Raw genomic sequence first — 25,773 nt, forward strand, 5'->3', positions numbered from 1 at the left:
ACCGATCAGGCCGACTTTTTCTTCCGGGTTTGATGCGAACGCAAAATGCGCTGCTTCAACACATTGGACGCCTTGAATGTCATGACGCGACGCGGCAGGATCGGAACCTCCTCACCTGTTTTCGGGTTGCGCCCGATCCGTTCATTCTTGTCCCGGACCTGAAATGTCGCAAAAGACGACAGTTTTACGGTCTCGCCGCGGACGATTGCATCACAAACCTCGTCAAGAATGGTTTCGACAAGTGACGCTGACTCGGTGCGTGAAAGCCCTACCTTGCGATAGACTGCTTCAGCCAGATCAGCGCGCGTAATGGTTTTACCCCCCATACGATCTCAAAGCTCTCGTTTTATTGCAAAACTATCGGTGACAGCGGAAGTTATAGGATGAAAACTGATCGGGCAAGCAGGATGGGGAACTTCGTTACCTAATCTGCCAACCCAACCGGATTACTACCAACGTAGCAGAACTGCACCCCACGTAAAGCCCCCACCCATGGCTTCAAGCAGCACAACATCACCCTCTTTGATTCGACCGTCCGAAACAGCCGTCTCAAGCGCTAAGGGTACTGAAGCAGCAGAAGTATTTCCGTGTTGGTCAACGGTTATGACGACCTTTTCTGAAGGCAAATCCAGCTTCTTTGCGGTGGCATCGATAATGCGCTTATTGGCCTGGTGTGGAACAAACCAATCGATATCCGCTGCTGTAATTCCTGCATCGGAAAGCGATGCTTCAATAACATCCGTGACCATGCCCACGGCATGTTTGAAAACCTCGCGGCCCTCCATGCGAAGGTGACCAACAGTCTGCGTCGAGGACGGTCCGCCATCGACATACAACTTTTGCTTGTGGGAACCGTCCGACCGGAGATTGGCTGTCAGTATGCCACGGTCAGAGGTCAAACCGCGTCCTTCATTGGCCTCAAGAATCAGAGCACCAGCGCCATCCCCAAAGAGCACGCAGGTGGTGCGGTCATTCCAATCCAGGATGCGCGAAAATGTTTCAGCGCCTATCACCAGAACACGCTTGGCCATGCCACCGCGAATATAGAGATCGGCTGTTGTAACAGCATAGACAAAGCCGGAGCATACAGCCTGCATATCGAAGGCAAACCCATGGGTCATGCCAAGACGGGCCTGAATGTCGACAGCGGAGGCTGGAAACGTATTGTCCGGCGTGGATGTTGCCAGAATGATGAGATCAATATCGTCGGGCGTCATTCCCGCATTGTCGAGCGCAGCACGAGCCGCTGCTTCGCCCAGCGTTACAGTTGTCTCGCCCTCGCCTGCAATATATCGCTGACGGATGCCTGTACGCTGTACGATCCATTCATCAGTGGTTTCGACAACGCCTTCAAGATCGGCATTTTTTACCAGACGAGCCGGCTTTGCCGACCCTATCCCTTTGACAACGGAGCGGATCATTTAATTTCCTGTTGGTCTATTTCAACGTCCGCCTCGGCATCACCCTCACCTTTGAAGGCAACACCGACCGGGCTCTTGTGAAAGTGGCTCAGATCGGCAGCAATCTTATCCAGCAACCCATTCTTGGCCATGTCGTAACCTACGTCTATGGCAGCAGCAAAGCCGAGAGCATCCGTGCCGCCATGGCTCTTGATAACAATTCCGTTCAACCCGAGAAACACGCCGCCATTGGTCTTGCGCGGGTCGAGCTTCTCCCGCAGGCGGTCAAACGCGCCCTTGGCGAAAATATAACCGATCTTTGCCATCAGCGTGCGGCTCATGGCTTCGCGAAGATATTGGGCGAACTGTTTTGCCGTGCCTTCCGCTGCTTTCAACGCGATATTACCGGTGAAACCTTCAGTCACAACGACATCAACGGTGCCCTTGCCAATATCATCGCCTTCAACGAAGCCGTAATATTCCAGGCTTGGCAAGGGTATCTCACGCAGGATGCGTGCTGCATCCTTCACATCGTCCTGGCCTTTGATCTCCTCAACGCCAACATTCAAAAGACCAATCGTCGGGCGCTTGATCTCGAACAGCGCGCGCGCCATGGCAGATCCCATGACGGCATAATCAACAAGCTGCTGGGCATCGGCACCAATGGTTGCACCAATGTCCAGAACAATGCTTTCGCCGCGAAGTGTTGGCCAAATGCCTGCAATCGCCGGCCTTTCAACACTTGCCATGGTACGCAGGCAAAATTTTGACATGGCCATCAGAGCACCGGTGTTGCCTGCTGAAACGCAAACATCCGACTCGCCCGTCTTGACCGCTTCAATCGAACGCCACATGGATGACTTCCAGCGGCCATTGCGTAAGGCCTGACTGGGTTTTTCATCCATCCGTACCGAGACATCGCAATGATGAAACGTGGACGCTTTGGACAAGGCTTGATGCTTTGCCAAGAGCGGCTGAACTTCTTCTTCGCGCCCGAAAATCACAAAGTGGATATCGGGGTGGCGCTCCAGCGCCGTCGCCATGCCGGGAACTACGATCTCAGGACCGAAATCGCCGCCCATGGCGTCAATAGAAATTCTAATCACTCTTGATTGTCCTGTCCTGTTCAGTTCTTAATGTTTTTTGAAAAGACTCGGCGAAAATAGCCATTTTGCTCGCAGACACAACCGGATTCTAATCGCAACCGGCTTGCTGGCGACAATAATCGTCAAGTTTCCCCTCACACCTTCATTGAATTTGCACGCGGGCGAACAAAATCGTCACGGATATGCCAATCAAGTTTTTTGTTTCCAGTCTTTCAAGCCAGCAAATGGATTGATGGGTTTTTCCTCGGTTCCTTCCGTGCCAAACGTTACCTCCACTGGCGGGGCGGCTTCCGCCTCGGGCTTGCGCGGGTAAGGGTCGATTGCCAACTCGAAAAACTCCTCGGCGATAGCTCCAGCATCCAGACTATCGCCAGAAAATGTCTCCGGTATGTCCGGACCATCGGCGCTGATTATCAACTCACCATTCTCATCGAGCGGCAAGCGGGCCAGGCGCGAGTCCTGCGGAACGAAAAGGCTATCAATCTCCGCATCGATTTTTGCGTCGATAGGCTCAAGGGTAACCACGCAGGATTGAACAATATCGGCCTTAACCCTGCCGCGAATACGGATACCGTCCTTCTTCCAAGGAACGATCTGCAAATCTGCCTTGAAGGATTTTACATCCTCGAGTTCGTGAAAATCGCGCAACGCATCGCGCTCTTTGCTGTCCGCTTCGATTTTAATTGTCAGGCCCTTTTGCGGCAGTCGCTTGACCTGAACCGGAAAACTCAAAGCCCCATCCATTTTTCTAGCCATTGAGGTCTCCTTAATCTCTCTGTCCGGGCAGCGTGGTCGCGGCATCGGGAAATATTACTTTTCCACTCGCCAAAACGTCGTCTGGCTGCGTTTCCAGCAGTAATACCACCTGTTCCACGTAATTTGCCAGCGCCACGCCGCCGCCAATCCAATCAGCACTATCTGGACGTATATTGCGCGCCAGGGCAGTTGCCAGCTCGGTCTGATCGTTGTTTTCGAGCGCCCTATCATAAGACTCGACACGGCCATAAAACATTCGCGCAAGTTTCTTCATGCGTTTTGGCACACCGGAATCGCCAATTCCGAGTTCTCTCAACGAATGATCAACATCGCGGAAGAACTCATCGGTGACTTCCTGCCCGATTGATTTCAACGCGTCATTCCTGCCCTTGATGCGCCGGATAAACAGGAAAATGTGCAGAGACAGCATTTCATAGCGGCCTAAGGGTGAATCGGGCACGCCAATATCCGAATAAAAATAGGGCTGCCGCGCCGCCGCCACGATTGTTTCGTAGATGGCAATCGTTATCGCCTCATTTGCCTTGGCCTTGCGGCTGAATAAACTGAGAATCATTAATTGGGCTTTCGCTTGAACCGGGGACACAACACGAGTCGCGTGTTGCATCGGACTTCAAGGTGGTTTACCGAAGTTCTGCGGGCAGCGAAAGACTTGCGCCCACTTTGAAATGGAGATGTCGTTGCTGCAGCGGATTTTCAAGACCCATAGTTCACGCGGATATTTTCTCGCGGGAACTTTCGTTTTGGCTACAGGACTTGCCGGTTGCAATACCGCAAGCCTCAATCCTTCGGAAACATTGAGCCAAGGCTATGTCCTCGACGAGAAGACGCTTGAGTTCGTTCCTGTCGGATCAAGCCGCGAACAAGTCATTCTCTCGCTCGGCAGCCCGTCGACAACCGCGACCTTCGACAATGAAGTATTCTACTATATTTCACAGAAGCGGCACCGCAGCGTGGCTTTCATGCAGCCCAAGGTTACGGACCGGCGCATCCTTGCTGTCTACTTTGACAAGGATAGCAAGGTTTCCAGCATCGCCAATTACGGTCTGCAGGATGGCAAGGTTTTTGACTTCATCAGCAGAACCACACCTACAGGCGGTAAAGACCTGACCTTCCTCGGTCAGCTACTGCAAGGCGTAGGCAAGGCTCCGCCATCCCTTGGCGGTGGCGGACCAACCGGTCAATAGAATTTCAAGCAAACAGAAACCCGCGAAGCAGCATGTTTCGCGGGTTTTTTATTATCAAGATTTGAAGCGGTTTAAATCAAAGCTAGCCGTGTGCGAGCACCGCAAGCAAAAGCAAAGCCACGATATTGGTGATCTTGATTGCCGGGTTGACGGCTGGACCGGCAGTATCCTTGTAAGGATCACCGACAGTATCACCCGTGACAGATGCCTTGTGGGCATCGGAGCCCTTGAGGTGCCGGACACCGTCCTTATCGACAAAACCGTCCTCGAAGGACTTTTTCGCATTATCCCAAGCGCCACCACCGGAAGTCATCGAGATGGCCACGAAGATGCCATTGATGATCACACCCAGAAGAGAAGCGCCGAGCGCAGCAAAAGCTGAAGCCTTCGAACCGGAAATGAGCAGCACGCCGAAATAAACGACGAGCGGCGCAAGAACCGGCAGAAGTGACGGGATCACCATTTCCTTGATGGCAGCACGCGTGAGGATATCCACCGCGCGGGCATAATCCGGCCGCTCAGTGCCTGCCATGATACCTGGCTTTTCGCGGAACTGGCGACGAACCTCTTCGACAACAGAACCCGCTGCACGCCCCACGGCCGTCATCGCAATACCACCGAAGAGGTAAGGGATAAGACCACCGAAGATCAGGCCGGCCACCACATAGGGATTGGACAGCTCGAACGATACTGCGCCGATTCCCTTGAAGTAAGAGAAAGCAGTTGATCCAGCCTTATCGGCCTCAGCAATGAAGAACTTCAAATCATTGGAGTAGGCAGCGAAGAGGACAAGCGCACCCAGACCTGCCGAGCCAATGGCATAGCCCTTGGTGACGGCCTTCGTTGTATTGCCGACCGCATCCAGCGCATCAGTGGATTTGCGAACCTCCGGGTCAAGTCCGGCCATTTCGGCGATACCACCGGCATTGTCGGTGACAGGACCAAATGCATCCAGCGCAACGATCATGCCAGCGATGCCGAGCATGGCAGTTACCGCAATACCCGTCCCAAACAAACCGGCCAGCTGGTAGGTCCAGATGATACCGCCAACAATAACCAATGCCGGCAGAGCAGTCGATTCAAGCGATACGGCAAGACCCTGGATCACGTTCGTTCCGTGACCCGTGACCGAAGCCTGAGCGATTGAATTGACGGGGCGTTTGTTGGTCCCGGTGTAATATTCGGTAATCACGACGATCAGCGCCGTGACGACCAGACCAAGAATGCCGCAATAGAACAGATTGAGCCCTGTAATGCTCTGGCCGTCTACCGTACCAACCTCACCCCAACCGATAGTTGCCCACGTCGCCAATGCAAGACCGACAATCGACAGAAGACCTGTCACGATCAGCCCCTTATACAAGGCGCCCATGATGGAATTATTGGCTCCAAGCTTGACGAAGAAAGTACCCGCAATTGAAGTGAGGATACAGGCTCCACAGATCGCCAGCGGGTAGAGCATGACACTGCTCAATACTGGCGTTGCTGCAAAGAAGATCGCACCGAGAACCATTGTCGCAACAATCGTTACCGCATAGGTTTCAAACAGGTCAGCGGCCATACCAGCGCAATCGCCGACATTATCGCCAACATTATCGGCGATGGTTGCCGGGTTGCGTGGATCGTCTTCCGGAATACCGGCTTCAACCTTGCCAACAAGATCGCCGCCGACATCCGCACCCTTGGTGAAAATACCGCCGCCGAGACGCGCAAAGATAGAGATGAGCGAAGCCCCGAAGCCCAGCGATACCAGTGCATCGATGACTGTGCGGTCTGCCGGGGAATAGCCGAGAAGGCCTGTCAGCACCCAGTAATAGACTGCAACGCCAAGCAGAGCGAGGCCCGCAACCAGCATGCCGGTGATAGCACCGGATTTGAACGCGATCTCAAGCCCTGCTGCCAGGCTGCGCGAAGCGGCCTGTGCCGTTCGCACATTCGCGCGAACCGAGACGTGCATGCCTATGAAACCTGCCAGACCCGAGAGCACCGCTCCAATGAGGAAGCCGATAGCGGCTGTACCTGTAAGCAGGAACCAGACCGCTATGAATACGACCACGCCGACAATGGCGATCGTGGTATATTGACGTGTGAGATATGCCTGTGCGCCTTCTCGAATTGCACCGGCGATTTCTTGCATGCGCGCATTGCCCTGGTCCGCAGCAAGCACCGATTTGGTAGCTAGAACCGCATAGACGATGGACAGCAGACCGCAGGCAATGACCAAAAACAGTATTGTCATGCCACTCCCTCAGATTTGACCGGAAAACCCCTCCCCGGGTCAGGTTCAGTACGGCACACGCAGCTGCCAGGCCGGCAGAAACGCGACCGCATGTGTAAGGAGTAACGAAGCAAATGCGAAAACGTCAAGGTCTTTCGTATCCGGATCAAAACGATAGACCAAAGTAGGGATTGCTGGCAGGGAAATGGCGCGGCAATCTATGTGGGGAAATGGCTAGGAAGGGTATCCATTAGCGTGATCTACAATGAACGGATCAAACTATTTGCTACATTCCTGAATAGTGTGGGTGTGGCGATATTGGCTGTAGGAGGATTGGCACCCCTGATAACCAGCCTCAACGGGCAAACCGGCCCGACATTATTTATTTCTTTTATGAGCGCCGTTAGTTTTCTGACTGCTATTGCCTTACATAGCAAGCCGCTTCCTGAAGAGGATGAAACAGTGACAACCTTACAAATGATCTCATTTATGATTATGCCTGCGGCTGGCCTGTTGCTCGCAGGTGCTGTCTTTTTATATGACTGGAGATATCCGGCAAAGCATCAGCATCGCCGCGATATGAAGTAGTCAGCGTTTCGGGCTTTTGACGCCCTTGCTCTCGCCTCGAAGCTCAAAAGCAAGACGATCCAGAACGGCATTGACCAGCTTCGGCTCATCTTCCGAATAGAATGCCTTGGCGATGTCAACATATTCCGAAACGATAACGGCAGTTGGCACATCGGCCTTGCCGCGAAGTTCCCAAATTCCGGCACGCAAAATAGCGCGCAATGTGGAATCAAGCCGCGATAGCGGCCAGTCTTCGGTCAATGCCTGCCTGATCATGGGATCTAGTATCGTTTGATCGGCCACAACGCCGGATACAATACCTCTGAACCATTGCGGGTCAGCATCCAGATATTGCTTTCCGTCTACTTCCTTGCCAAGCCGATGCGCCTCATATTCAGCAACAACTTCCAGCACGCCGGTTCCAGCTACATCCATCTGATAAAGCGCCTGTACAGCTGCAAGCCGCGCAACGCCACGCTTGTTTGCGGTCTTTACCGCCGGGGTCTGTCCATCGTTAGAGTTGACCATGGTTCAGGCTCCGAGCTTATCCTTGAGGGCAATCATTGTCAGCGCTGCGCGGGCGGCAAAGCCACCCTTATCCTTGTCTTCGCGGCGCGCGCGAACCCAAGCCTGTTCCTCGTTTTCAACAGTCAGGATTCCATTGCCAATGGCGATGCTTTCAGCCACAGCCAGATCCATCAGGGCCCGGCATGATTCATTGGCGACGATATCAAAATGGTAAGTCTCGCCGCGGATAACGGTGCCGAGTGCCACGAAGCCATCATATTTCTTGCCGCCATCTTCGGCACCATCAAGGGCAAAAGAAATGACGGCGGGCACTTCAAGCGCGCCTGGAACAGTCACAACATCATAGGTCGCATTGGCTTCATCCAGCGCAAGCTTGGCGCCGTTCAGTAATGCATCGGACAGTTCTTCATAGAAACGTGCTTCCACAATCAGTAGATGTGGCGCACGCGCCTTGTTTTTGGACATGCTCGCTCCAGGAATTTTGATCGGCTAAGGCCGATTGTGTCGTCCCAGATCGCTATACGCCCTTACGGGCGCAAAGTGGCGATCTGGCTTTTGTTTGTCGCATCGGATGATCCGAAAACCGGATTCCACTTTTCGGTTCGATGCTTTAGGCTGATTTAGGATATTCTGCAAGTCGGGCAGCATATCGAGCCATCTGATCAATCTCGATATTAATTCTGTCTCCGACCTTACGGTCGCCCCAGGTGGTAACTTCCAGTGAGTGACGGATGAGGAGAACGTCAAACTCATTGCCATTCACCGCGTTGACCGTCAGCGACGTGCCGTCGAGCGCCACGGAGCCTTTTGGCGCAATGAAGCGTGCAAGGTGTTCCGGGACACGCAAGGTAAAGCGAACAGCATCGCCCTCCTCTTCACGTTTGATCAGGTCAGCCATGGCGTCTACATGGCCTGAAACGAGATGACCGCCCATTTCATCGCCAAGTTTCAGCGAGCGCTCCAGATTGATACGCGTGCCAGTCTTCCAATCGGCAATGCTGGTCAGGCGTAGCGCTTCTTCCCACGCTTCAACCTCAAACCAGCGGGCATTGGAGCCTTTTTCCGGCAATGTTGTTACGGTCAGGCAAACACCCGAACAGGAAATGGATGCGCCGATCTCGATCGTCTCCGGATCGTAATTGGTTTCAATACGCAGTAATACACCTTCATTAAGTGGCTTGATCTGTCCGACCTTGCCAATATCGGTAACAATTCCCGTGAACATTCGCGGCTCCTTAAAGCGGTCTTACATACTCGCTGTAGCGGTCGTCGCCGAAGCGGGATTCGTACAACAGCTTGAATTCATGAGCCATATGGGAGCGCAGGTCGGGGGCTGCAACCCCACCCTCACCAAGCTCCACGGGACCTTCAAACAGCACGATGCGGTCAACCAGTTTTTCTTCGAGGAACGAGGCAGCCACCACTGCCCCGCCCTCGACGATCAATGTCGAAATGCCTTGCGCGGCAAGATCATCCATCAATTCCGGGAGAGCTGTTGTTCCGCAATCGGTTTCAGTTGCTAGAATTTTGCATCCTGCTGCAATGAGCGCTTGCCGTTTGGCAGGGTCCGCATCTGCTCTGGCGGCAATCCACACCGGTACAGTTGCAGCTGTTTTAACCAACTCGCTGTCCATCGGAATCCGCAGATGGCTGTCGAGGACAATCCTGATCGGCGAACGATGTTCCAGCCCAGCCAAGCGGCAGGTCAATTGCGGGTTATCCGCGAGCACAGTTCCGATGCCAACCAGGATGGCGTCAGTCTCGGCACGCATGATATGCGCCTGTGCTCTGGAAATGGGACCACTTATCGCTATTTGACCCTCACCTTTCCTCCCGATGAATCCATCGGTGGAAAGCCCAAGTTTTAGAGTCGCTTCCGGGCGTTTCCTGGAAGATCGAATCAAGTATCCGGCCAGTTCATCAGCTGCTTCTTCGGCAAGCACACCCGTTACTACCTCAATGCCCGCACCCCGCAAAATAGCGTAGCCTTTGCCGGCCACCCGATCGTCAGGATCATTCGCGGCCGATACAACGCGGGTTATGCCCGCAGTGACCAGCGCATTGGCACAGGGCGGCGTTTTGCCGTGATGAGCGCAAGGTTCAAGCGTAACGTAAGCTGTTGCGCCGCGTGAATGTTCGCCTGCTTCAAGCAAGGCCTGCGTTTCCGCATGGGGACGTCCGCCAATTGCCGTGACACCGCGCCCGACAATGACATTGTCCTTGACGATAAGCGTGGCGACAGAAGGATTGGTGCCGGTCAGTCCATGATGGCGGCGCGAAAAACGAATAGCCGCAGCCATATAGCGGCGATCAAGTGCAGTTGCTGCCATGGGGATCAATCGTCCTCAATCGGGCCAGTTGCGATATCGCTCGCGGTAATTTCATCGATGACGTCATGGAAATCCTTGGCTTCGCTGAAATTGCGATAAACCGAGGCAAAGCGGATATAGGCAATGTCATCAATGCCTTTGAGCGCGTCCATGACAAGACGGCCAATCTCGTCGGAGCTTACTTCCGGTTCACCCGAGCTTTCCAACTGGCGTACAATGCCCGAGACAGCCCGCTCAACCCGTTCCTGATCCACCTCACGCTTGCGCAAGGCGACTTCGACGGAACGCATAAGCTTATCCCGGTCGAATGGAACGCGGCGGCCGCTTTTCTTGATGACAGAAAGATCGCGCAACTGCACGCGTTCGAAGGTCGTGAACCTTCCACCACACACCGTGCAAATACGTCGCCTGCGAATGACAGCCCCATCCTCAGCAGGACGGGAATCTTTCACTTGAGTATCTTCAGACTGGCAATATGGACAACGCATCGAGGAACTTTCCGAAGATGATTCTGAGATCACCGCGAAGATAGTGTTTTTCGAAGCGAGATTAAAGCGCCTCGGCGAAACGCACTGTCAATGAAGTGCGTATCGCCAAGGCAAAACAGGCTTATTGGCCCAGATAGGAGTACATAGGGAAGCGGTCAGTCAGGGTAATAACCTTCTGCTGAACTGCCTTTTCCACAGCTGCATTGCCCTCATCGGAATTGGCGACCTTCAAACCATCAAGTACTTCCGAGATGAGATTACCGATTTCGGTGAACTCTGCTGCGCCAAATCCGCGCGTAGTGCCTGCTGGCGTTCCAAGACGGACACCGGACGTGACGAATGGCTTTTCCGGATCGAAGGGAATGCCGTTCTTGTTGCAGGTGATGTTTGCGCGGCCAAGTGCCTGTTCCGCCCGCTTGCCGGTTGCATTCTTTGGACGCAGATCGACGAGCATAAGATGGTTGTCTGTACCGCCGGAAACGATGTCGAGGCCGTTCTTTTTCAATGTCGCGGCCAAGGTCTTGGCATTGTCAGCAACGTTTTGGGCATAGACCTTGAATTCAGGCTTGAGCGCCTCGCCGAAGGCAACTGCCTTTGCAGCGATGACGTGCATCAAGGGGCCACCCTGCAAACCGGGGAATACGGCTGAATTCATCTTCTTCGCAATATCCTCGTCATTGGTGAGGATCATGCCGCCGCGAGGGCCGCGCAGTGATTTATGCGTGGTGGTGGTAACAACATGGGCATGCGGTATCGGCGAAGGGTGAACACCGGCAGCGACCAGACCGGCAATATGAGCCATATCAACCATCAGATAGGCGCCGACGCTATCGGCAATCTTGCGGAACCGCTCCCAATCCCAAATGCGGGAATAGGCAGTACCACCAGCAAGGATCAGCTTCGGCTTGGTTTCCTGTGCCTGCTTTTCAATGGCATCCATATCCAGCAAATGATCGTCCTGACGAACGCCATAGGAAACGACCTTGAACCATTTTCCGGACATGTTGACCGGAGAACCGTGGGTTAAGTGACCGCCGGAATTCAGATCCAGGCCCATAAATGTGTCGCCGGGCTGCAACAGGGCCAGAAACACGGCCTGGTTCATCTGGCTGCCGGAATTAGGCTGCACATTGGCAAAATTGCATCCAAACAGTTTCTTGGCGCGTTCGATAGCAAGTTCTTCAGCAATATCAACGAACTGGCAGCCGCCATAATAGCGCTTGCCCGGGTAGCCTTCGGCATATTTGTTGGTCATGATCGAACCCTGCGCTTCAAGAACAGCGCGCGACACGATATTTTCCGATGCAATCAATTCGATTTCATGGCGCTGACGGCCCAGCTCTTTGCGGATCGAGCTGAAAATTTCCGGATCGATATCTTCGAGCGATGCGTTGAAAAATGTATCTGCATTCGACATGGTGCCTGAACCCTCATTTGCCATTTGGATATTCGTGGGTAGTTGCCGCGCATTATCATACTTAAATGGCAGAGGCCAATGGCCGATGGACGAAAACCAATGGTTTGAAACCGCCATCATAAAAAAGACCGCTACTAGCGGTCTTTTTTAATTCACAGTCAGACAGAATTAGGTGTTGGTGCCGATCGACAGGGCCTTCTGACCATCCATCTCGTAAATATCGTCACGCAGGTGAACAACGCCGTCACCCGTGGACCATGCCGACACATAGACGAAATGCACGGGAACAGGGTTAGTCACGGCAATCGGTGTGTTGACGCGGGAGGCAATTGTCGCCTCCATTGTCTGGCGATCCCAGCCCGGGGTGTCACGCAGCAGCCAGACATTGAGATCGCGTACGTTCTGAATGCGGACACAACCTGACGAGTCGAAACGCATCAGCTTGTTAAACAGGCCCTGCGAGGGCGTGTCATGCATATAGACCGCATAGGGATTTGCGAAGTTGATTTTGGTCGAGGACATGGCGTTAATCTTGCCTGGATCCTGACGGAACATCAGCTTGACAGCATCGTCGGTTGACCAGTCAACGCTCTCCGGCGAAACTTCCTCGCGGGTGCGTTCGTCAAACAGGCGAATTTTGTTCTTCTCCAGATAGGTTGGGTCCTTACGCATCAGCGGAATGATATCTTTCTGGATAATCGACTTCGGCGCTGTCCAATATGGATTAAGGATGACCTCGTGAATCCTGGAGTCGAGGATGGGTGTCTGGCGATCAATCTTGCCGACAATGGCCGTGTGACGCTGGGCAACCCTGCCCGCTTCAACTGCTTCAATCTGCGCGGCAGGAATATTGACCATGACATAACGGGCGCCTTGATCCTCAGAAGCAAGCTTGCGGACGCGCTCCAGATTTGTCTGCAACTGGCCGAGACGAACGTCAGCCGTAACGTTCATTGCTGCCAATGAATATTGGCCCATGACGCCGTCGGCGGGCAGACCATGGCGCGACTGGAAGCGCTTGACCGCCGCATCGACATACGTATCAAAAGAATTGGAAACGCCGGCGCTCTGCGAAAGATCACCCGCGATGATCAGGCGCTTGCGCATGACCGAAACGGCGGGATCGACCACGCCGAGCTGCATTTTCACATTGCCGGGGACGGTCGGCCAACCACCATTGCCGACAATCTGGCTATAGGTGTTGATGGCATTCTCGATGAAGGACACTGTTTCAGGACTGGCGATAGGCTGGAAGCTTGCGACCTTGCCACGGCTTGTCGAGCGCGCATCAAACTGATCATCCCAGTTGCCGCGTTTTGGAGCGGAGAGAATGTCACCAATATCGGATTGTTGCGCAAAGGCAGACGAAGCAACGGCCGCCATGCCTGCTGTTGCGACACCGGTCAAAAATGCGCGGCGGTCCAGCGCTGACGATCCAAATTTTTTCATGTTCTTGTCCAACCTGTTGGAAGCTTCGCAGTCAAGCTGCTCACAGCAATGCGCGCGAGCAGATATGGTTTCCAAAAATATCAGGAACATCGTTAACAAACATCAACTTTCCGCGAAGTATAGCGCGATTGTGATGATTACGCGATATGCGCCCATTGAGGCGATAATGATGCTGCACTGACTTGAGTATAGGATCGTGCAGTTGCATTCCATTATGGCGGATTAATGACTTGGGCTAGAGCAGTCACCGAGATGCAGAACCTGTCTTAACTCGGCCCAAAGTCGAATTGCCCCGGTGTGGACTTCAAGTATTGTGAACCAATAGACAAAGCCCGCCTTTGCTGCGCGCAAAGCCGGGCTTTTGTTATTGCAGCTACCCCAAAATTACATGCGGTAGGCGATGCTGTCGTTCCAGAAGCGGTCAAGACGCTGAAGTGCCTTGTTCATGGACTGGAATTCTTCAGCCTTTATGCCTCCAACATGCTCGATCGATGCAACGTGGCGCTCATAGAGGCCGGCAACCAGTTCGGCCACTTCAGAACCCTTCTCCGTGAGGCTGACGCGAACCGAACGACGGTCTGTGCGTGAGCGTTCGTGGGAGATAAAGCCGAGTTCGACGAGTTTCTTGAGGTTGTAGGAAACGTTCGATCCCAGATAATAGCCGCGACTGCGAAGTTCTCCGGCTGTCAGTTCCGCATTGCCGATGTTGAAAAGCAGCAATGCCTGAATGGCGTTGATGTCACTGCGGCCATTACGATCGAATTCATCCTTGACTACATCAAGCAACCGGCGATGTAACCGCTCGACCAACTGAAGTGCTTCAAGATATAATGTACGCAATGCTGTGTCATTTACTGTAGAATGCGAGCTTGCGCCAGACTTTCTCTGTATGCTGTTCATAATACCTGCCTCACTGTTGTTTCGGTGTATTTTTCTCACCGTTGAGCAGACACTATCGAATACGCATAAAATTCGACTTAAAACATAGACTTAACAGTATCTTACCATCACAGAATCAATTTCTACCTTAATGAAGACTTACCGCCAGCATATTTTGAGAATTAGCGGATTGGCATGGCCTGCTGACGTTTCTGCAAAAACAGCACTATCCGGAAGACGATGTAAAGCAGTGCAACGCAGCCATGAATAATAGCAATTTGGGGCCTGTAAAAGAAGAACTCCGAGAATACTGTAAACATCAGCGTTTCGCCGAGTGCGGCGACAAACCAGATAACCGGCCCCCAGGACACCATCATCCAAAGGCCGGTTGAAGCAACGGGATAAAGCATTGCCAGCGAAACGGAGGCGACCTTCCATTGCCATGGCATGAGGTCGAAGCGCCAGAGCAGCCCTTCATAATAGCCACTGATCTGCGCCCAGTAGCCTACCCCGGCGACAAGTGAGTAGATGGCTACAAGCCGCAGCAACCAGACAAAGCCTGTTTGGGCCATAGTCGGGTCGAAAGGCAAATGGGTGGGCTTGTCATTCATGTCAGTTGTAATTCCCGCTCGCCCAATGATGCAAAATAGGCATCGACCATTTCAGGCGTTATATCTTCGATTTTTGCGGGACTCCACACGGGCGAATTATCCTTGTCCACAAGAAGTGCCCTTACACCTTCATAAAAGTCGTGATTTTCAAGCATACGGCAAAGAATGCGGTATTCCATCTGCATGCACTGGTCCATATCAAGTTCGCGGCCCTCTTCTATCTGACGGAAACTGACATGCAGACTTGTGGGCGAGCGAGTCTTGATCAGATCAAGAAGTTTTTGCGCTTCTTCGCTGCCGTTCACCCCTGCGGCAGCAAGACGGATGAGACAACCACTTAATGTTGGCGAGTCAAAGAGAACGCTTATCATGTCGCGCATTGCTTCGGGTGTTTCAAAGTCAGGATTGATCGTCTTGCCCTTTAACGCCTTTTCGGGATCACCCGACCGGATCAGGCTGCGTTTGAGTTTTTCCTTGTCTTCCGCCTTGATCGCATGGGTAGCAATGCCGCTTTGCAGGCAATCGCCCTGCTTGATTCTATTGCCGGTCAAAGCGAGATAAGTGCCGAAATGCTCCGGCAGATGCGGCAGGAAAGCACTGCCGCCGACATCCGGGAAAAAGCCGATGCCAACTTCGGGCATGGCAAAAGTGACGTTTTCCGTGACGACCCTATGCGACCCATGCACCGAAATGCCAACACCGCCGCCCATGACAATGCCATCAATCAGCGAGATATAAGGCTTGGGATAGTGTCTTATATAGGCGTTGAGTCGATACTCGTCGGCAAAGAAATCATAGAGCGGGGCACCGGAACGGCCAGCATGATAAACGGCGAGAATATCGCCGCCAGCGCAAAAGGCCCGTCCCTCGCCTTCAACGATAATGCAATGGACCGCCTCGTCGGTAGACCAGGCAATCAGCGCACGATGCAATGCACTGACCATAATCCGCGTCAGCGCGTTAAGCGCTTTTGGCCGCGTCAGGCGAACCAGACCAGCTTTGCCGCGCCGCTCGAATGCGATTTCACCCATCCCGCCAAAATCGATTTCCATGCATTTCTCCGTTATTTGCAAGCGAAGGTAGGAAACTCCGGCGGGGCGCGTCAATGGATGACGTAGTTCAGGACAAAGGTAGAGCTGGCAGCTTGGGCATTTGGTCCAAGAACGAGCCGCAATTTTGGGGTTATGCTATTGTGGCGATCCTGTTAAAACTATTCCAAACAGCAGGCAGAAAACATGAACAAACATCCCGCATTTCAAAGGCACGCGCCAAGAACCGTTGATGAAATTACCCAGAGCCGCCGTTTGCGCCGCATGCGCAAGGCCGACTGGTCGCGTCGTCTGGTCCAGGAAAACCAGCTGACAGTCAATGATCTGATCTGGCCGATATTCCTTTGCGAAGGTGAGAACCGACGAGAAGACATTGCCGCCATGCCGGGCGTACAGCGTTTTTCAGTGGATATGGCTGTGCGTGAAGCAGAACGGGCTGCCAAGCTTGGCATTCCTGCCATAGCTACATTTGCCAATATTGCCGCTGATCTGCGCGACGATACGGGTTCAGGGATTCTTGACCCTGACAATTTGATCAACCGGGCTACGCGCGCGATCAAAGATGCCGCGCCTGAAATCGGCATGATTACCGATGTTGCGCTCGACCCGTTCACCAGCCATGGCCATGATGGTATTTTGCGCGACGGTATCATCATCAATGACGAGACTGTTGCTCAAATTACGCAAGGTGCAGTGCTGCAAGCTGCTGCAGGCGCCGATATTATTGCGCCATCGGATATGATGGATGGCCGCATTGGTGCCATTCGTGATGCCTTGGATCAAAATGGCTTTCAAGATGTCGCGATCATGGCCTATGCCACCAAATTCGCTTCGGCGTTTTATGGCCCCTACCGCGAAGCAATCGGCACGTCCGGTCGGCTGAAGGGCGACAAGAAAACCTATTATATCGACCCTGCCAACACCGATGAAGCGGTGCGCGAGGCAGAGCAGGATCTCGCCGAGGGCGCAGATTCGCTCATGGTAAAACCCGGCCTGCCCTATCTTGATATTATCCGCCGGTTGAAGGACACATTTTCTGTGCCGACCTTCGCTTATCAGGTTTCGGGCGAGTACACGATGATCAAAGCCGCCGGCGCCAATGGCTGGATCGACGAAGAACGGGTGATGATGGAAACGCTGCTGGCTTTCAAACGCGCTGGCTGCGACGGCATTCTCACCTACTTCGCACCCATTGTTGCAGAACGATTGAAGGCTGGCGCTTGAATTTATCTGCCTGAATTCCCAATTTCAGGGTAATGGCCATTTGGCTATCACTTGAAAACAGGAAACAAAATGAACGCGAAAACCCTTGATGGCGAAATAATTACTGATCGTTTCGACGATTGGCGCTTGTATCAGGGCGTGCGCACCAGCCGCATATTTGCCTTCCTGATCGACTATGCGATCGTGTTTCTGCTTTGCATTCCGGTAGCTATCCTCGTTTTCATTCTGGGGATCGCGACGCTGGGCCTTGGTTGGATGCTTTACGGCATAATGTTTCCAGCTGTTGCCCTGATTTATATTTACGGCACCCTTGGCGGACCGCGTCAGGCTACCAAAGGTATGCAGATAATGGGGCTGAAGCTTGAACGCCTGGATGGCGGGAAAGTGGACGGACTGCTCGCAATCGTTCATACTGTGCTCTTCTGGGGCCTCAATGTTGTGTTGACCCCATTTATTCTGCTCGCAACCTTCTTCCTTGACCGCAAACGTACATTGCATGACCTTCTGCTCGGAACGGTTGTCGTCAGGGCATATAATTAAACATTGAAGGCTCCCGTCCGGGAGCCTTTCTTCTTCGGCATTGAAATGATGAACAGACACAAATCCGTTGCTGTAGCAGCTGCCCTGCTCGTTTTGTCAGGCGGCGTGAGCTATGCGGCTTCGCCTGCGGGAAAATTCTGCGGCGAAGTTATTTCCTATGGCGATTACCAGGATATCCAAACCAATCTGAGCGTGGACCGTGACGGGCGAATTACCGGGACGTATAAAATAGATGGGTTGGCCGGACGCACCGATGGCAATGTCATCGAAAAAGACCAAACCAGCCCGACAGACCGCACGCTGATTTGGACGGACAAGGATGGCACGGGCCTCGTCTCTTTACATTTCAGCAGCGATTATCAAAGTTTCAAAGCGGCGTGGGGTGGTTCAACCAATGGCCGTTTCGATCCGCCCATCCATTCATGGAGTGGGTCACGCTGCCCCGAAAGACCCGTGCACTGATACGACACACGCGACATTCACTCTGCAATGCAATATAATTGAATTGACGTTTTAGGCGGTCATACGATTCTATAGTTGTTACAGAGCGTGCCAGGAACTTGGATGACCCATCAACCGCAGCAATCACCGCAGTTTTTTCTGACAGCCCCCTCGCCATGTCCTTATCTTGAGGGACAGCTTGAACGCAAGGTATTTACCCACCTTGTGGGCGGGCGAGCGAGCGAGCTGAATGATCTGCTGACTCAAGGTGGCTTTCGGCGCTCGCAAAACATCGCTTACCGGCCAGCCTGCGAGAATTGCCGGGCATGTGTTTCCGTGCGCATTCTCGCCGGTGAGTTCACGCAGGATAAATCCATGCGACGTGTATGGAATCGCAATCGTGACCTGATCGGCAATATTCATCACGCCGAACCATCGACCGAACAATATTCACTGTTCAGGCATTATCTCAATGCGCGCCACAATAAGGGCGGCATGTCGGAAATGACCGTCCTCGATTATGCCATGATGGTGGAAGACACCCACGTGCCCACCCAGATCATCGAATATCGCCGGCGCGGCCCCGATAGCTTCATTACGCAAAAGGGCGAAGGTGAACTGATTGCCGTGGCATTGACCGATATTATGGGTGACGGGCTTTCCATGGTTTATTCATTCTTCAATCCGGACCATGCAAGCCGCTCTCTTGGCACCTTTATGATCCTCGACCATATTCAGCGCGCAGCTGCCGCAGGCCTGCCGCATGTGTATCTTGGATATTGGGTCGAGGGCTCGCGCAAGATGCAATATAAAATCCGCTACCAGCCGCAGGAACATCTGGGCATGAAAGGCTGGGAGCGCCGCGCGCCCTGATGGGTACGCTGGACGGCAGCCTGTTCTACCGCTAGACAACGCGGCATAATTCAAATGAATCCCCCCGGAAATCTGCCGCATGTCCCAGCTTCACCTCGACCATCGCAAAGGTTTGCTCATCACCGGCATCGGAGGTCTGGTGCTTTCGGCAGACATTCCTTTGTTGCGCCTTGGCCAAGGGGAAACATGGTCAACGCTGCTGCTGCGCAGCTCGACAACCTTCATCTGCGCGCTCATCATTTGGGCCGTTTGGAATCTCGTCACCGGAAAGCGCCGAAAAGTCCTTCCGGGCAAGATCGGGTATCTGGTTGCAGCGCTGTATGGCTTGGCTTCAATCGCCTTCATGACTGCTGTTTATAATACGAAAACAGCCAATCTTGTTTTCATTTTGGCGTTCAACACCGTATTCGCTGCCCTTTTGTCCTGGGTATTTCTGAAAGAACGGCCGAAGGCGATCACTTTCATTGCCATGTTCCTGATGCTGATCGGCGTCGGAATCATCGTGTATGAAGGCTTATCGGCAGGTCATGTCTTCGGCGATTTGATGGGGCTGTTGTCGACTTTCATTCTCGCATCGGCCATCACAGTCACCCGTGCATCTGGCAAGGATATGAGCTTTGCCGCGATGATGGGCACCGCAGTGCCTATAGCTGTTGCTGCATTCATGGTATCGCAAAATGGATTCAACGTCGCCGTTCCTGGCTGGATCATCTTCAACGGCGCGGTGGTCACCACAATCGCCTTCATCTGCCTTGCAACAGGTCCGCGCTTTCTTTCAGGACCGGAAGTCGCGATGTTTTATCTGCTTGAAACAGTGCTGACGCCCATCTGGGTGTGGCTGGTATTTTCCGAACGCCCAACCGACGCAACCCTTTTGGGAGGCATTATCATCATTTCTGCCTTAATCGGCCATTCGCTCTGGCAGATGGTCCACTCACGCAGGCGAGCCCGGACGACGGCAATCCGCCATCCGATCTAGGGCCCGACTTACGAGAACTTGCCCGAGCGTGGGAAACCCTTTGGAACCATGCGGCCGGCCGTGGCGCGCGGGCCGACCCATTCCAAAAGCTCCAGTTTTCCACGCGTGAAGCTGCGGCCGGAAGCGTCCTGCCACGTCAATCCCTGCTCCATTGTGAAGATGCGGATATCGGAAACGCCACCATCCTTGTAGCGTTGCAGACGCACGCCCTTGCCGCGACCGAGCTCTGGTACATCGGCCAGCGGGAAGACAAGCAGCTTGCGGTTTTCACCAACAATGGCAACGCTATCGCCGATGACCGGCACGCAATGGCGCGCTTCGTCCGGAGACTTGACGTTCATCACCTGCTTGCCCTTGCGCGTATTGGCAATGACATCTGCTTCAGGAACGATAAAGCCATTGCCGACATGCGATGACAGGAACAGCTTACGCTCGGGATTGTGCACGAAAGCGGTGACAATATCCTGGTCGTTCTCCATATCGACGATGATGCGGATCGGCTCGCCATGACCACGCCCACCGGGAAGGCTGTTTGCACCGATGGTGTAGAACTTGCCGCCGGTAGTCAGAACGAGGATGCGGTCTGTTGTTTCAGCGTGGAATGCCAGCTTCAGCTTGTCGCCTTCCTTGAAGGTCAAAGTAGCAAAGTCTGCCAGATGCCCCTTCATGGCGCGCAGCCAGCCCTTTTCCGACACGACGACCGTCACCGGCTCGCGCTCGATCATGGCGTGATGAATGTCGGTCAGGTCATGTGTCGGCGCATTGGCGAAGGTTGTGCGACGCTTGCCAACCAAGGTCTCCGGTCCATACTTCTTTTGCATTTCAGCGATCTGCCACGAAATCGTCTGCCATTGTTTTGGCTCTGATCCCAGCAATTCCTCGATCTGCTTCTTTTCGGCGCTCAATCCGTCAAATTCTTTGCGGATTTCAAACTCTTCAAGCTTGCGCAAGGAGCGCAGGCGCATATTCAAGATAGCTTCCGCCTGATTATCGGTGAGTTCGAAGCGGCGGATCATCTCCTGCTTCGGTTCGTCCTCCTCGCGGATGATGCGGATAACTTCATCAATATTCAGATAGGCGATGAGCATGCCGCCCAGAATTTCAAGACGCCGCTCTATTTCACCAAGACGATGGCGCGAGCGGCGAATAAGCACTTCCTTGCGGTGTTCGAGCCACTGTTTGAGAACTTCACGCAAGGAGAGAACGTTCGGCACCTTGCCTTGCGACAGAACATTCATATTGAGCGGAAAGCGCGTTTCAAGTTCGCTCAGCTTAAACAGCGACTCCATGAGAATGTCCGGATTGACGCTTCGGCTCTTGGGTTCAAGCACAAGGCGGACATCTTCAGTCGACTCATCGCGTACGTCATCCAGCAATGGCAGCTTCTTGGCGATCAGGAGTTCCGCGATCTTTTCAATTAGCCGTGACTTTTGAACCTGATAAGGGATTTGGCCAATGACGATGTTCCACGTGCCTCGGCCTTGATCTTCCGTTTCCCAGCGGGCACGCAGACGAAAACCGCCACGGCCGGTTTTATAGGCTTCAACAATTGCTTCCCAACTTTCGACAAGAATGCCGCCCGTCGGGAAATCGGGACCACGCACCTTGCAGGTAAGCAGGGCTTTAGGGTCGTCCTTCGCCAAAGCTTCGATGGCCGCCCATTCCTCCGGGGAAGTCATGAGCTCTTCCACCGTCGCGTCAGGATGCTTGATCAGATGCAGTGCCGCAGCGCAGAGTTCCGATACGTTGTGCGGTGGAATCGAGGTGGCCATGCCGACCGCAATGCCGGACGAACCATTGGCAAGCAGGTTTGGAAAGGCTCCGGGAAGAACGATTGGTTCTTCGTCTTCCTCATTATAGGTCGGGCGGAAATCGACGGCATCTTCGGTAATGCCCTCTAGGAGCAGCATGGCAACGTCGGTCATGCGCGCTTCGGTATAACGCATCGCTGCCGGGTTATCGCCGTCAATATTGCCGAAATTCCCCTGCCCGTCGACCACGGGATAGCGTACGGCAAAATCCTGGCTCAAGCGAACGAGCGCGTCATAGATCGACTGGTCGCCATGGGGATGAAATTTACCCATGACCTCGCCGACGATTCGGGCGCATTTGGCATAGGATTGATCAGGCGACAGGCGCAGCAAACGCATGGCATGCATGATGCGGCGATGAACGGGTTTTAGCCCGTCCCGCACATCCGGCAAGGCACGATGCATGATCGTTGACAGAGCATAGGCAAGATAGCGCTCTTCCAGCGCTGCCTTCAGATCAACCGGTTCGACATTATCATCGCCATTGTCTGGCGGAATCAGGCTTTTTCCCATGTGAATGGACTATCAAGACAAGGATTCGCGGGCAAGCAATGATTCGCCCAGATCACAGGCTGATAGCCCCATAATCACCGTTCTGCTGAACAAAGCTTGCCTTCGAACGGCAAATCTGACTTTCTAGCGCCCGAATCGTAAATATTGCCGCTTGGTTGATGGCTGTCACAGTTTTGCCGCGCCTCATGCAATAGGTATGATCATTGATCTCAACAAGGAACAAATTATGCGTCCAAACCCTGTGAAGTCCGGCTTGCGTCTGCTGGCTGCAACCTCTGCTCTCGTTGTCGTATTTGCCGGTTCAGCCTATGCCATCGACGGAAACGCTGTCGCTGCGCGCCTGAAGGCTGTTTATACCGAACAGGGCGGTGTCCTTGAATACAGCAATGTTGAAACAAACGGCACGACAGTCGTGTTGAAGGATGCCAAGGTTTCAACAACAGGCATTAAAGAAACATTCAATGCCGGTGACGTCACGCTTTCCGATGTGAGCGACGTTTCCGGTGGTGGCTTCAAGGTCGGATCGTTGACGGTCCCCGATGTCAGCTTTTCTCCTGAAGGCGAAGACAAGGGAACAATTAAGCTGGAAGGCATAGCGTTTGAAGGGATCACCCTTCCGGCGGAAGGCGCAACTGAGCCATTGGCAAAGTTTTTGCAGTATGAAAAAGCGGAAATAAAGCACGTCGCCTTTAATGCTAAAGGCAAGGATGTTTTCGTTGCCGACGCGCTTACCGCAACGATTTCCCCGCTGACTGAAACGTCACCTGTAGCTTTCACGACAAATGTTGAAAGCTTCAAAGCCGATCTGTCAGAAGTCGAAGATCCAAAGACCAAGGAAGCATTGACCGCTCTTGGTTATGAGACACTGACCGGGAAAATCGATATGAACGGCACGTGGAATGTTGCAGATGGCCGGTTGAACATCGAAAAGATGGATTTCATCACCGATGATGCTGGTACACTCGGCGTTAAGCTCGACATTTCCGGTTACACGCTGGACTTCATCAAGGGTCTGCAGGAAGCCACCAAGAATATGGAAGGCAAGCCTGACGACGCACAAGGCATGGCGATGCTCGGCCTTATGCAGCAGTTGAGCTTTACCGGCGCTTCGATCCGTTTTGAGGACGACTCAGTCACCTACAAGGCGCTCGACTATGTTGCCAAGCAGCAGAATGCCAAGCGCGAAGACCTGATCAATCAGGCAAAGGCAATCGTGCCAATGGCTGCGGCACAATTGGGCGATGCAGAATTCGCCCAGACACTCGGCACGGCAGTCGGCGAATATCTCGACGATCCAAAGACCCTCGAGATCAAGGCAGCTCCGCCAAAGTCAGTTCCATTCGCAATCATTGCAGCGGGCGGCATGGCCGATCCAAAGTCTCTGCTCAAGACACTCGGTGTTACGGTTATTGCGAACCAGTAATCCAGGCGATAAAACGAAAAAATCCCGGCAGCGATGCCGGGATTTTTGTTTGTCCAGAGTCGGTTAGAGAAGGTCTCTAAACTTCCTTCTTCACCGGGTTAAGACGGATATTCAGGTCGCGCAATTGCGCTTGCGAAACATCCGATGGAGCGTTCATCAGCAAATCATACGCCTGCTGGTTCATCGGGAACATGGTGATTTCACGCAAGTTCTTCGCACCGACCAGCAGCATGACGATGCGGTCAACACCAGCTGCCATGCCGCCATGGGGCGGTGCGCCATACTGGAATGCACGATAAAGACCACCGAAGCGTTCTTCCACGGTTTCGCGTGAATGACCGACAGCTTCAAATGCTTTGACCATTGTATCCGGCAGATGGTTACGAATACCGCCCGAGGCAATTTCGAAACCGTTGCAAACCATATCATACTGGAATGCCTTGATCGTCAGAGGATCCTGATTTTCGAGCGCATCCATGCCGCCCTGCGGCATTGAGAATGGGTTATGGGCAAAGTCGATCTTCTTTTCATCTTCAAGCCATTCGAAGAAGGGGAAATCGACAATCCAGCAAAGCGCAAACTGGTCGCGGTCAACAAGGTTCAGCTCTTCACCAGCGCGCGTACGCGCAGCGCCTGCAAAGGACACGAACTTCTTAGGATCGCCGGCAACGAAGAAGGCTGCATCGCCATCATCAAGACCAAGCTGCACACGCAAGGCTTCCGTGCGTTCCGGTCCAATATTCTTGGCGAGCGGGCCAGCGCCTTCAAGGCTTTCGCCTTCCTTACGCCAGAAAATATAGCCAAGACCTGGCTGGCCTTCGCTCTGCGCCCAGGAGTTCATGCGGTCACAAAATGCGCGTGAGCCGCCGGTCTTGGCAGGAATCGCCCATACCTCGACCTTTGGGTCATTGGCGATCATGTTTGCAAAGACTTTGAAGCCTGAACCGGCGAAATGCTCGGTCACTGCCTGCATTTCGATAGGGTTACGCAAGTCCGGCTTATCGGAACCATATTTACGCATGGCATCGTCATAGGCGATGCGTGGAAATTCCTTGGTAACGCGCTTGCCTTCAGCAAATTCTTCGAAAACGCCGCGCAGAACAGGTTCCATGGTAGTCAGAACGTCGTTCTGTTCAACGAAGCTCATTTCAACGTCGAGCTGATAAAACTCGCCCGGCAAACGATCCGCACGTGGATCTTCATCGCGGAAGCAGGGTGCGATCTGGAAGTATCGGTCGAAACCGGACATCATGATCAACTGCTTATATTGCTGCGGCGCTTGCGGCAGAGCATAAAACTTGCCGGGATGAATACGGCTTGGCACGAGAAAGTCTCGCGCGCCTTCCGGCGAAGAAGCTGTCAGAATTGGCGTCGAGAATTCCGTGAAGTTGATCTCACTCATACGGCGGCGCATCGCAGCGATGATCTTCGTGCGCTGCATGATGTTCTTGTGCAGTGTATCGCGGCGCAGATCGAGGAAGCGGTACTTCAGGCGGATATCTTCCGGATAATCCAATTCGCCAAACACCGGCAAAGGTAGTTCCTTCGCAGCCGAGAGAACTTCGATCTCACGCGCGAAAACTTCGATCTCGCCGGTCGGCATGTTGGCGTTTACCGTATCTTCGGTACGTGCCTTCACCTCACCGTCAACGCGGATAACCCATTCGCCCCGTACGGTTTCGGCAAGCTTGAAAGCTGGCGAATCGGGATTGGCGACGATTTGCGTCAGGCCATAATGGTCGCGGATATCAATAAAGAGAATTCCGCCATGGTCGCGGACGCGGTGGACCCAACCTGAAAGACGAACTGTCGAACCAACGTCCGATTTACGCAAGGCGGCGCAGGTATGGCTGCGGTAACGGTGCATGATATGTGCCTCTGATTAAATATGGCGAAAAGACCGAGGATAAGCCCTCGACACGCCAAAGAATTTGGGCGGACAAGCGCATTTTGGAGCTGATTTGTC

26 protein-coding genes are annotated in these 25,773 nt (G+C 53.4%); 8 read left to right on the plus strand and 18 right to left on the minus strand.

Annotation, left to right across the window (positions count from 1 at the left end; all coding sequences use genetic code 11):
- Window positions 1-5: 5 nt before the first annotated feature.
- The 5 genes from ACTJI9_RS05070 to ACTJI9_RS05090 form a co-directional block, all read right to left on the minus strand.
- Window positions 6-326, minus strand: a complete 321-nt coding sequence (locus tag ACTJI9_RS05070) for an integration host factor subunit alpha (RefSeq protein WP_008128366.1) — start codon at window positions 324-326, stop codon at window positions 6-8.
- A gap of 123 nt (window positions 327-449) precedes the next feature.
- Window positions 450-1,421: a beta-ketoacyl-ACP synthase III gene (locus tag ACTJI9_RS05075; protein WP_115051716.1), complete on the minus strand. Its 972-nt coding sequence runs from the start codon at window positions 1,419-1,421 to the stop codon at window positions 450-452.
- Window positions 1,418-2,506, minus strand: coding sequence for a phosphate acyltransferase PlsX (gene plsX / locus ACTJI9_RS05080; RefSeq protein ID WP_115051717.1), 1,089 nt, complete (start codon window positions 2,504-2,506; stop codon window positions 1,418-1,420). Before plsX ends, ACTJI9_RS05075 begins: the two co-directional genes overlap by 4 nt.
- 189 nt (window positions 2,507-2,695) lie before the next feature.
- Window positions 2,696-3,262, minus strand: coding sequence for a YceD family protein (locus ACTJI9_RS05085; RefSeq protein ID WP_337353836.1), 567 nt, complete (start codon window positions 3,260-3,262; stop codon window positions 2,696-2,698).
- 10 nt (window positions 3,263-3,272) lie between these two features.
- The gene (locus ACTJI9_RS05090) at window positions 3,273-3,836 is read right to left on the minus strand and encodes a ubiquinol-cytochrome C chaperone family protein (protein ID WP_336441891.1); all 564 of its coding nucleotides are present in this window, start codon (window positions 3,834-3,836) and stop codon (window positions 3,273-3,275) included.
- Between the two features lie 124 nt (window positions 3,837-3,960).
- Here ACTJI9_RS05090 and ACTJI9_RS05095 point away from each other — a divergent pair, with 124 nt between their 5' ends.
- Window positions 3,961-4,467: an outer membrane protein assembly factor BamE gene (locus ACTJI9_RS05095; protein ID WP_370878817.1), complete on the plus strand. Its 507-nt coding sequence runs from the start codon at window positions 3,961-3,963 to the stop codon at window positions 4,465-4,467.
- Window positions 4,468-4,549: 82 nt separating this feature from the next.
- Here the strand turns inward: ACTJI9_RS05095 and ACTJI9_RS05100 are convergent, their stop codons facing one another.
- The gene (locus ACTJI9_RS05100; RefSeq protein ID WP_115051721.1) at window positions 4,550-6,706 is read right to left on the minus strand and encodes a sodium-translocating pyrophosphatase; all 2,157 of its coding nucleotides are present in this window, start codon (window positions 6,704-6,706) and stop codon (window positions 4,550-4,552) included.
- A 234-nt stretch (window positions 6,707-6,940) separates the two neighbouring features.
- On the opposite strand from ACTJI9_RS05100, the gene ACTJI9_RS05105 reads away from it, so the two are divergent.
- Window positions 6,941-7,273, plus strand: a complete 333-nt coding sequence (locus tag ACTJI9_RS05105) for a hypothetical protein (RefSeq protein WP_115051722.1) — start codon at window positions 6,941-6,943, stop codon at window positions 7,271-7,273.
- On the opposite strand, the gene nusB is transcribed toward ACTJI9_RS05105, so the two are convergent.
- From nusB to ACTJI9_RS05155, 10 genes are all read right to left on the minus strand, one after another.
- A complete protein-coding gene (nusB, locus tag ACTJI9_RS05110) occupies window positions 7,274-7,780 on the minus strand; it encodes a transcription antitermination factor NusB (protein WP_307284173.1) in 507 nt (168 codons plus the stop codon).
- A 3-nt stretch (window positions 7,781-7,783) separates the two neighbouring features.
- Window positions 7,784-8,245 carry a 6,7-dimethyl-8-ribityllumazine synthase gene (gene ribH, locus ACTJI9_RS05115; protein ID WP_115051724.1) on the minus strand — a complete coding sequence of 154 codons (462 nt, stop codon included), beginning with the start codon at window positions 8,243-8,245 and terminating at the stop codon, window positions 7,784-7,786.
- Window positions 8,246-8,390: 145 nt separating this feature from the next.
- Window positions 8,391-9,005, minus strand: coding sequence for a riboflavin synthase (locus ACTJI9_RS05120; protein ID WP_115051725.1), 615 nt, complete (start codon window positions 9,003-9,005; stop codon window positions 8,391-8,393).
- Between the two features lie 10 nt (window positions 9,006-9,015).
- A complete protein-coding gene (ribD, locus tag ACTJI9_RS05125) occupies window positions 9,016-10,110 on the minus strand; it encodes a bifunctional diaminohydroxyphosphoribosylaminopyrimidine deaminase/5-amino-6-(5-phosphoribosylamino)uracil reductase RibD (RefSeq protein ID WP_440806450.1) in 1,095 nt (364 codons plus the stop codon).
- Window positions 10,111-10,115: 5 nt separating this feature from the next.
- Complete coding sequence (gene nrdR, locus ACTJI9_RS05130) at window positions 10,116-10,598, minus strand: transcriptional regulator NrdR (RefSeq protein ID WP_115051727.1); 483 nt, start codon at window positions 10,596-10,598, stop codon at window positions 10,116-10,118.
- Between the two features lie 121 nt (window positions 10,599-10,719).
- Window positions 10,720-12,039 (minus strand): serine hydroxymethyltransferase, encoded by a 1,320-nt coding sequence (gene glyA / locus ACTJI9_RS05135; protein WP_307284166.1) that lies wholly within the window; start codon window positions 12,037-12,039, stop codon window positions 10,720-10,722.
- Between the two features lie 144 nt (window positions 12,040-12,183).
- The gene (locus ACTJI9_RS05140) at window positions 12,184-13,476 is read right to left on the minus strand and encodes a L,D-transpeptidase family protein (RefSeq protein WP_370878863.1); all 1,293 of its coding nucleotides are present in this window, start codon (window positions 13,474-13,476) and stop codon (window positions 12,184-12,186) included.
- Window positions 13,477-13,848: 372 nt separating this feature from the next.
- On the minus strand, window positions 13,849-14,364 hold the full coding sequence (gene ldtR / locus ACTJI9_RS05145) for a transcriptional regulator LdtR (RefSeq protein WP_115051729.1): 516 nt from the start codon (window positions 14,362-14,364) through the stop codon (window positions 13,849-13,851).
- Between the two features lie 161 nt (window positions 14,365-14,525).
- Entirely contained in the window at window positions 14,526-14,954 is a 429-nt protein-coding gene (locus ACTJI9_RS05150; protein ID WP_115051730.1) for a DUF6163 family protein, read from the minus strand.
- Entirely contained in the window at window positions 14,951-16,006 is a 1,056-nt protein-coding gene (locus ACTJI9_RS05155; protein ID WP_115051731.1) for an enoyl-CoA hydratase/isomerase family protein, read from the minus strand. Before ACTJI9_RS05155 ends, ACTJI9_RS05150 begins: the two co-directional genes overlap by 4 nt.
- A 183-nt stretch (window positions 16,007-16,189) precedes the next feature.
- Between ACTJI9_RS05155 and hemB the strand changes: the two genes are divergently transcribed.
- The 5 genes from hemB (at window position 16,190) to ACTJI9_RS05180 (ending at window position 20,060) form a co-directional block, all read left to right on the plus strand.
- Window positions 16,190-17,227 (plus strand): porphobilinogen synthase, encoded by a 1,038-nt coding sequence (gene hemB / locus ACTJI9_RS05160; RefSeq protein WP_440806453.1) that lies wholly within the window; start codon window positions 16,190-16,192, stop codon window positions 17,225-17,227.
- A 69-nt stretch (window positions 17,228-17,296) separates the two neighbouring features.
- Window positions 17,297-17,767, plus strand: coding sequence for an RDD family protein (locus ACTJI9_RS05165; RefSeq protein WP_440806456.1), 471 nt, complete (start codon window positions 17,297-17,299; stop codon window positions 17,765-17,767).
- 45 nt (window positions 17,768-17,812) lie between these two features.
- Complete coding sequence (locus tag ACTJI9_RS05170; protein ID WP_162802406.1) at window positions 17,813-18,229, plus strand: hypothetical protein; 417 nt, start codon at window positions 17,813-17,815, stop codon at window positions 18,227-18,229.
- Window positions 18,230-18,331: 102 nt separating this feature from the next.
- Window positions 18,332-19,081, plus strand: a complete 750-nt coding sequence (locus ACTJI9_RS05175; RefSeq protein ID WP_307284154.1) for an arginyltransferase — start codon at window positions 18,332-18,334, stop codon at window positions 19,079-19,081.
- A gap of 79 nt (window positions 19,082-19,160) precedes the next feature.
- On the plus strand, window positions 19,161-20,060 hold the full coding sequence (locus ACTJI9_RS05180; protein ID WP_337353833.1) for a DMT family transporter: 900 nt from the start codon (window positions 19,161-19,163) through the stop codon (window positions 20,058-20,060).
- Window positions 20,061-20,068: 8 nt separating this feature from the next.
- Here ACTJI9_RS05180 and parC read toward each other — a convergent pair whose 3' ends face one another.
- Window positions 20,069-22,384, minus strand: a complete 2,316-nt coding sequence (gene parC, locus ACTJI9_RS05185; RefSeq protein ID WP_307284148.1) for a DNA topoisomerase IV subunit A — start codon at window positions 22,382-22,384, stop codon at window positions 20,069-20,071.
- A 226-nt stretch (window positions 22,385-22,610) separates the two neighbouring features.
- Here parC and ACTJI9_RS05190 point away from each other — a divergent pair, with 226 nt between their 5' ends.
- Window positions 22,611-23,807 carry a hypothetical protein gene (locus ACTJI9_RS05190; RefSeq protein WP_162802407.1) on the plus strand — a complete coding sequence of 399 codons (1,197 nt, stop codon included), beginning with the start codon at window positions 22,611-22,613 and terminating at the stop codon, window positions 23,805-23,807.
- Between the two features lie 76 nt (window positions 23,808-23,883).
- Here ACTJI9_RS05190 and aspS read toward each other — a convergent pair whose 3' ends face one another.
- A complete protein-coding gene (gene aspS / locus ACTJI9_RS05195) occupies window positions 23,884-25,674 on the minus strand; it encodes an aspartate--tRNA ligase (RefSeq protein ID WP_115051739.1) in 1,791 nt (596 codons plus the stop codon).
- Between the last annotated feature and the right edge of the window lie 99 nt (window positions 25,675-25,773).

The organism is Phyllobacterium sp. 22552, assembly GCF_052044585.1.
Lineage (GTDB): Bacteria > Pseudomonadota > Alphaproteobacteria > Rhizobiales > Rhizobiaceae > Phyllobacterium > Phyllobacterium ifriqiyense.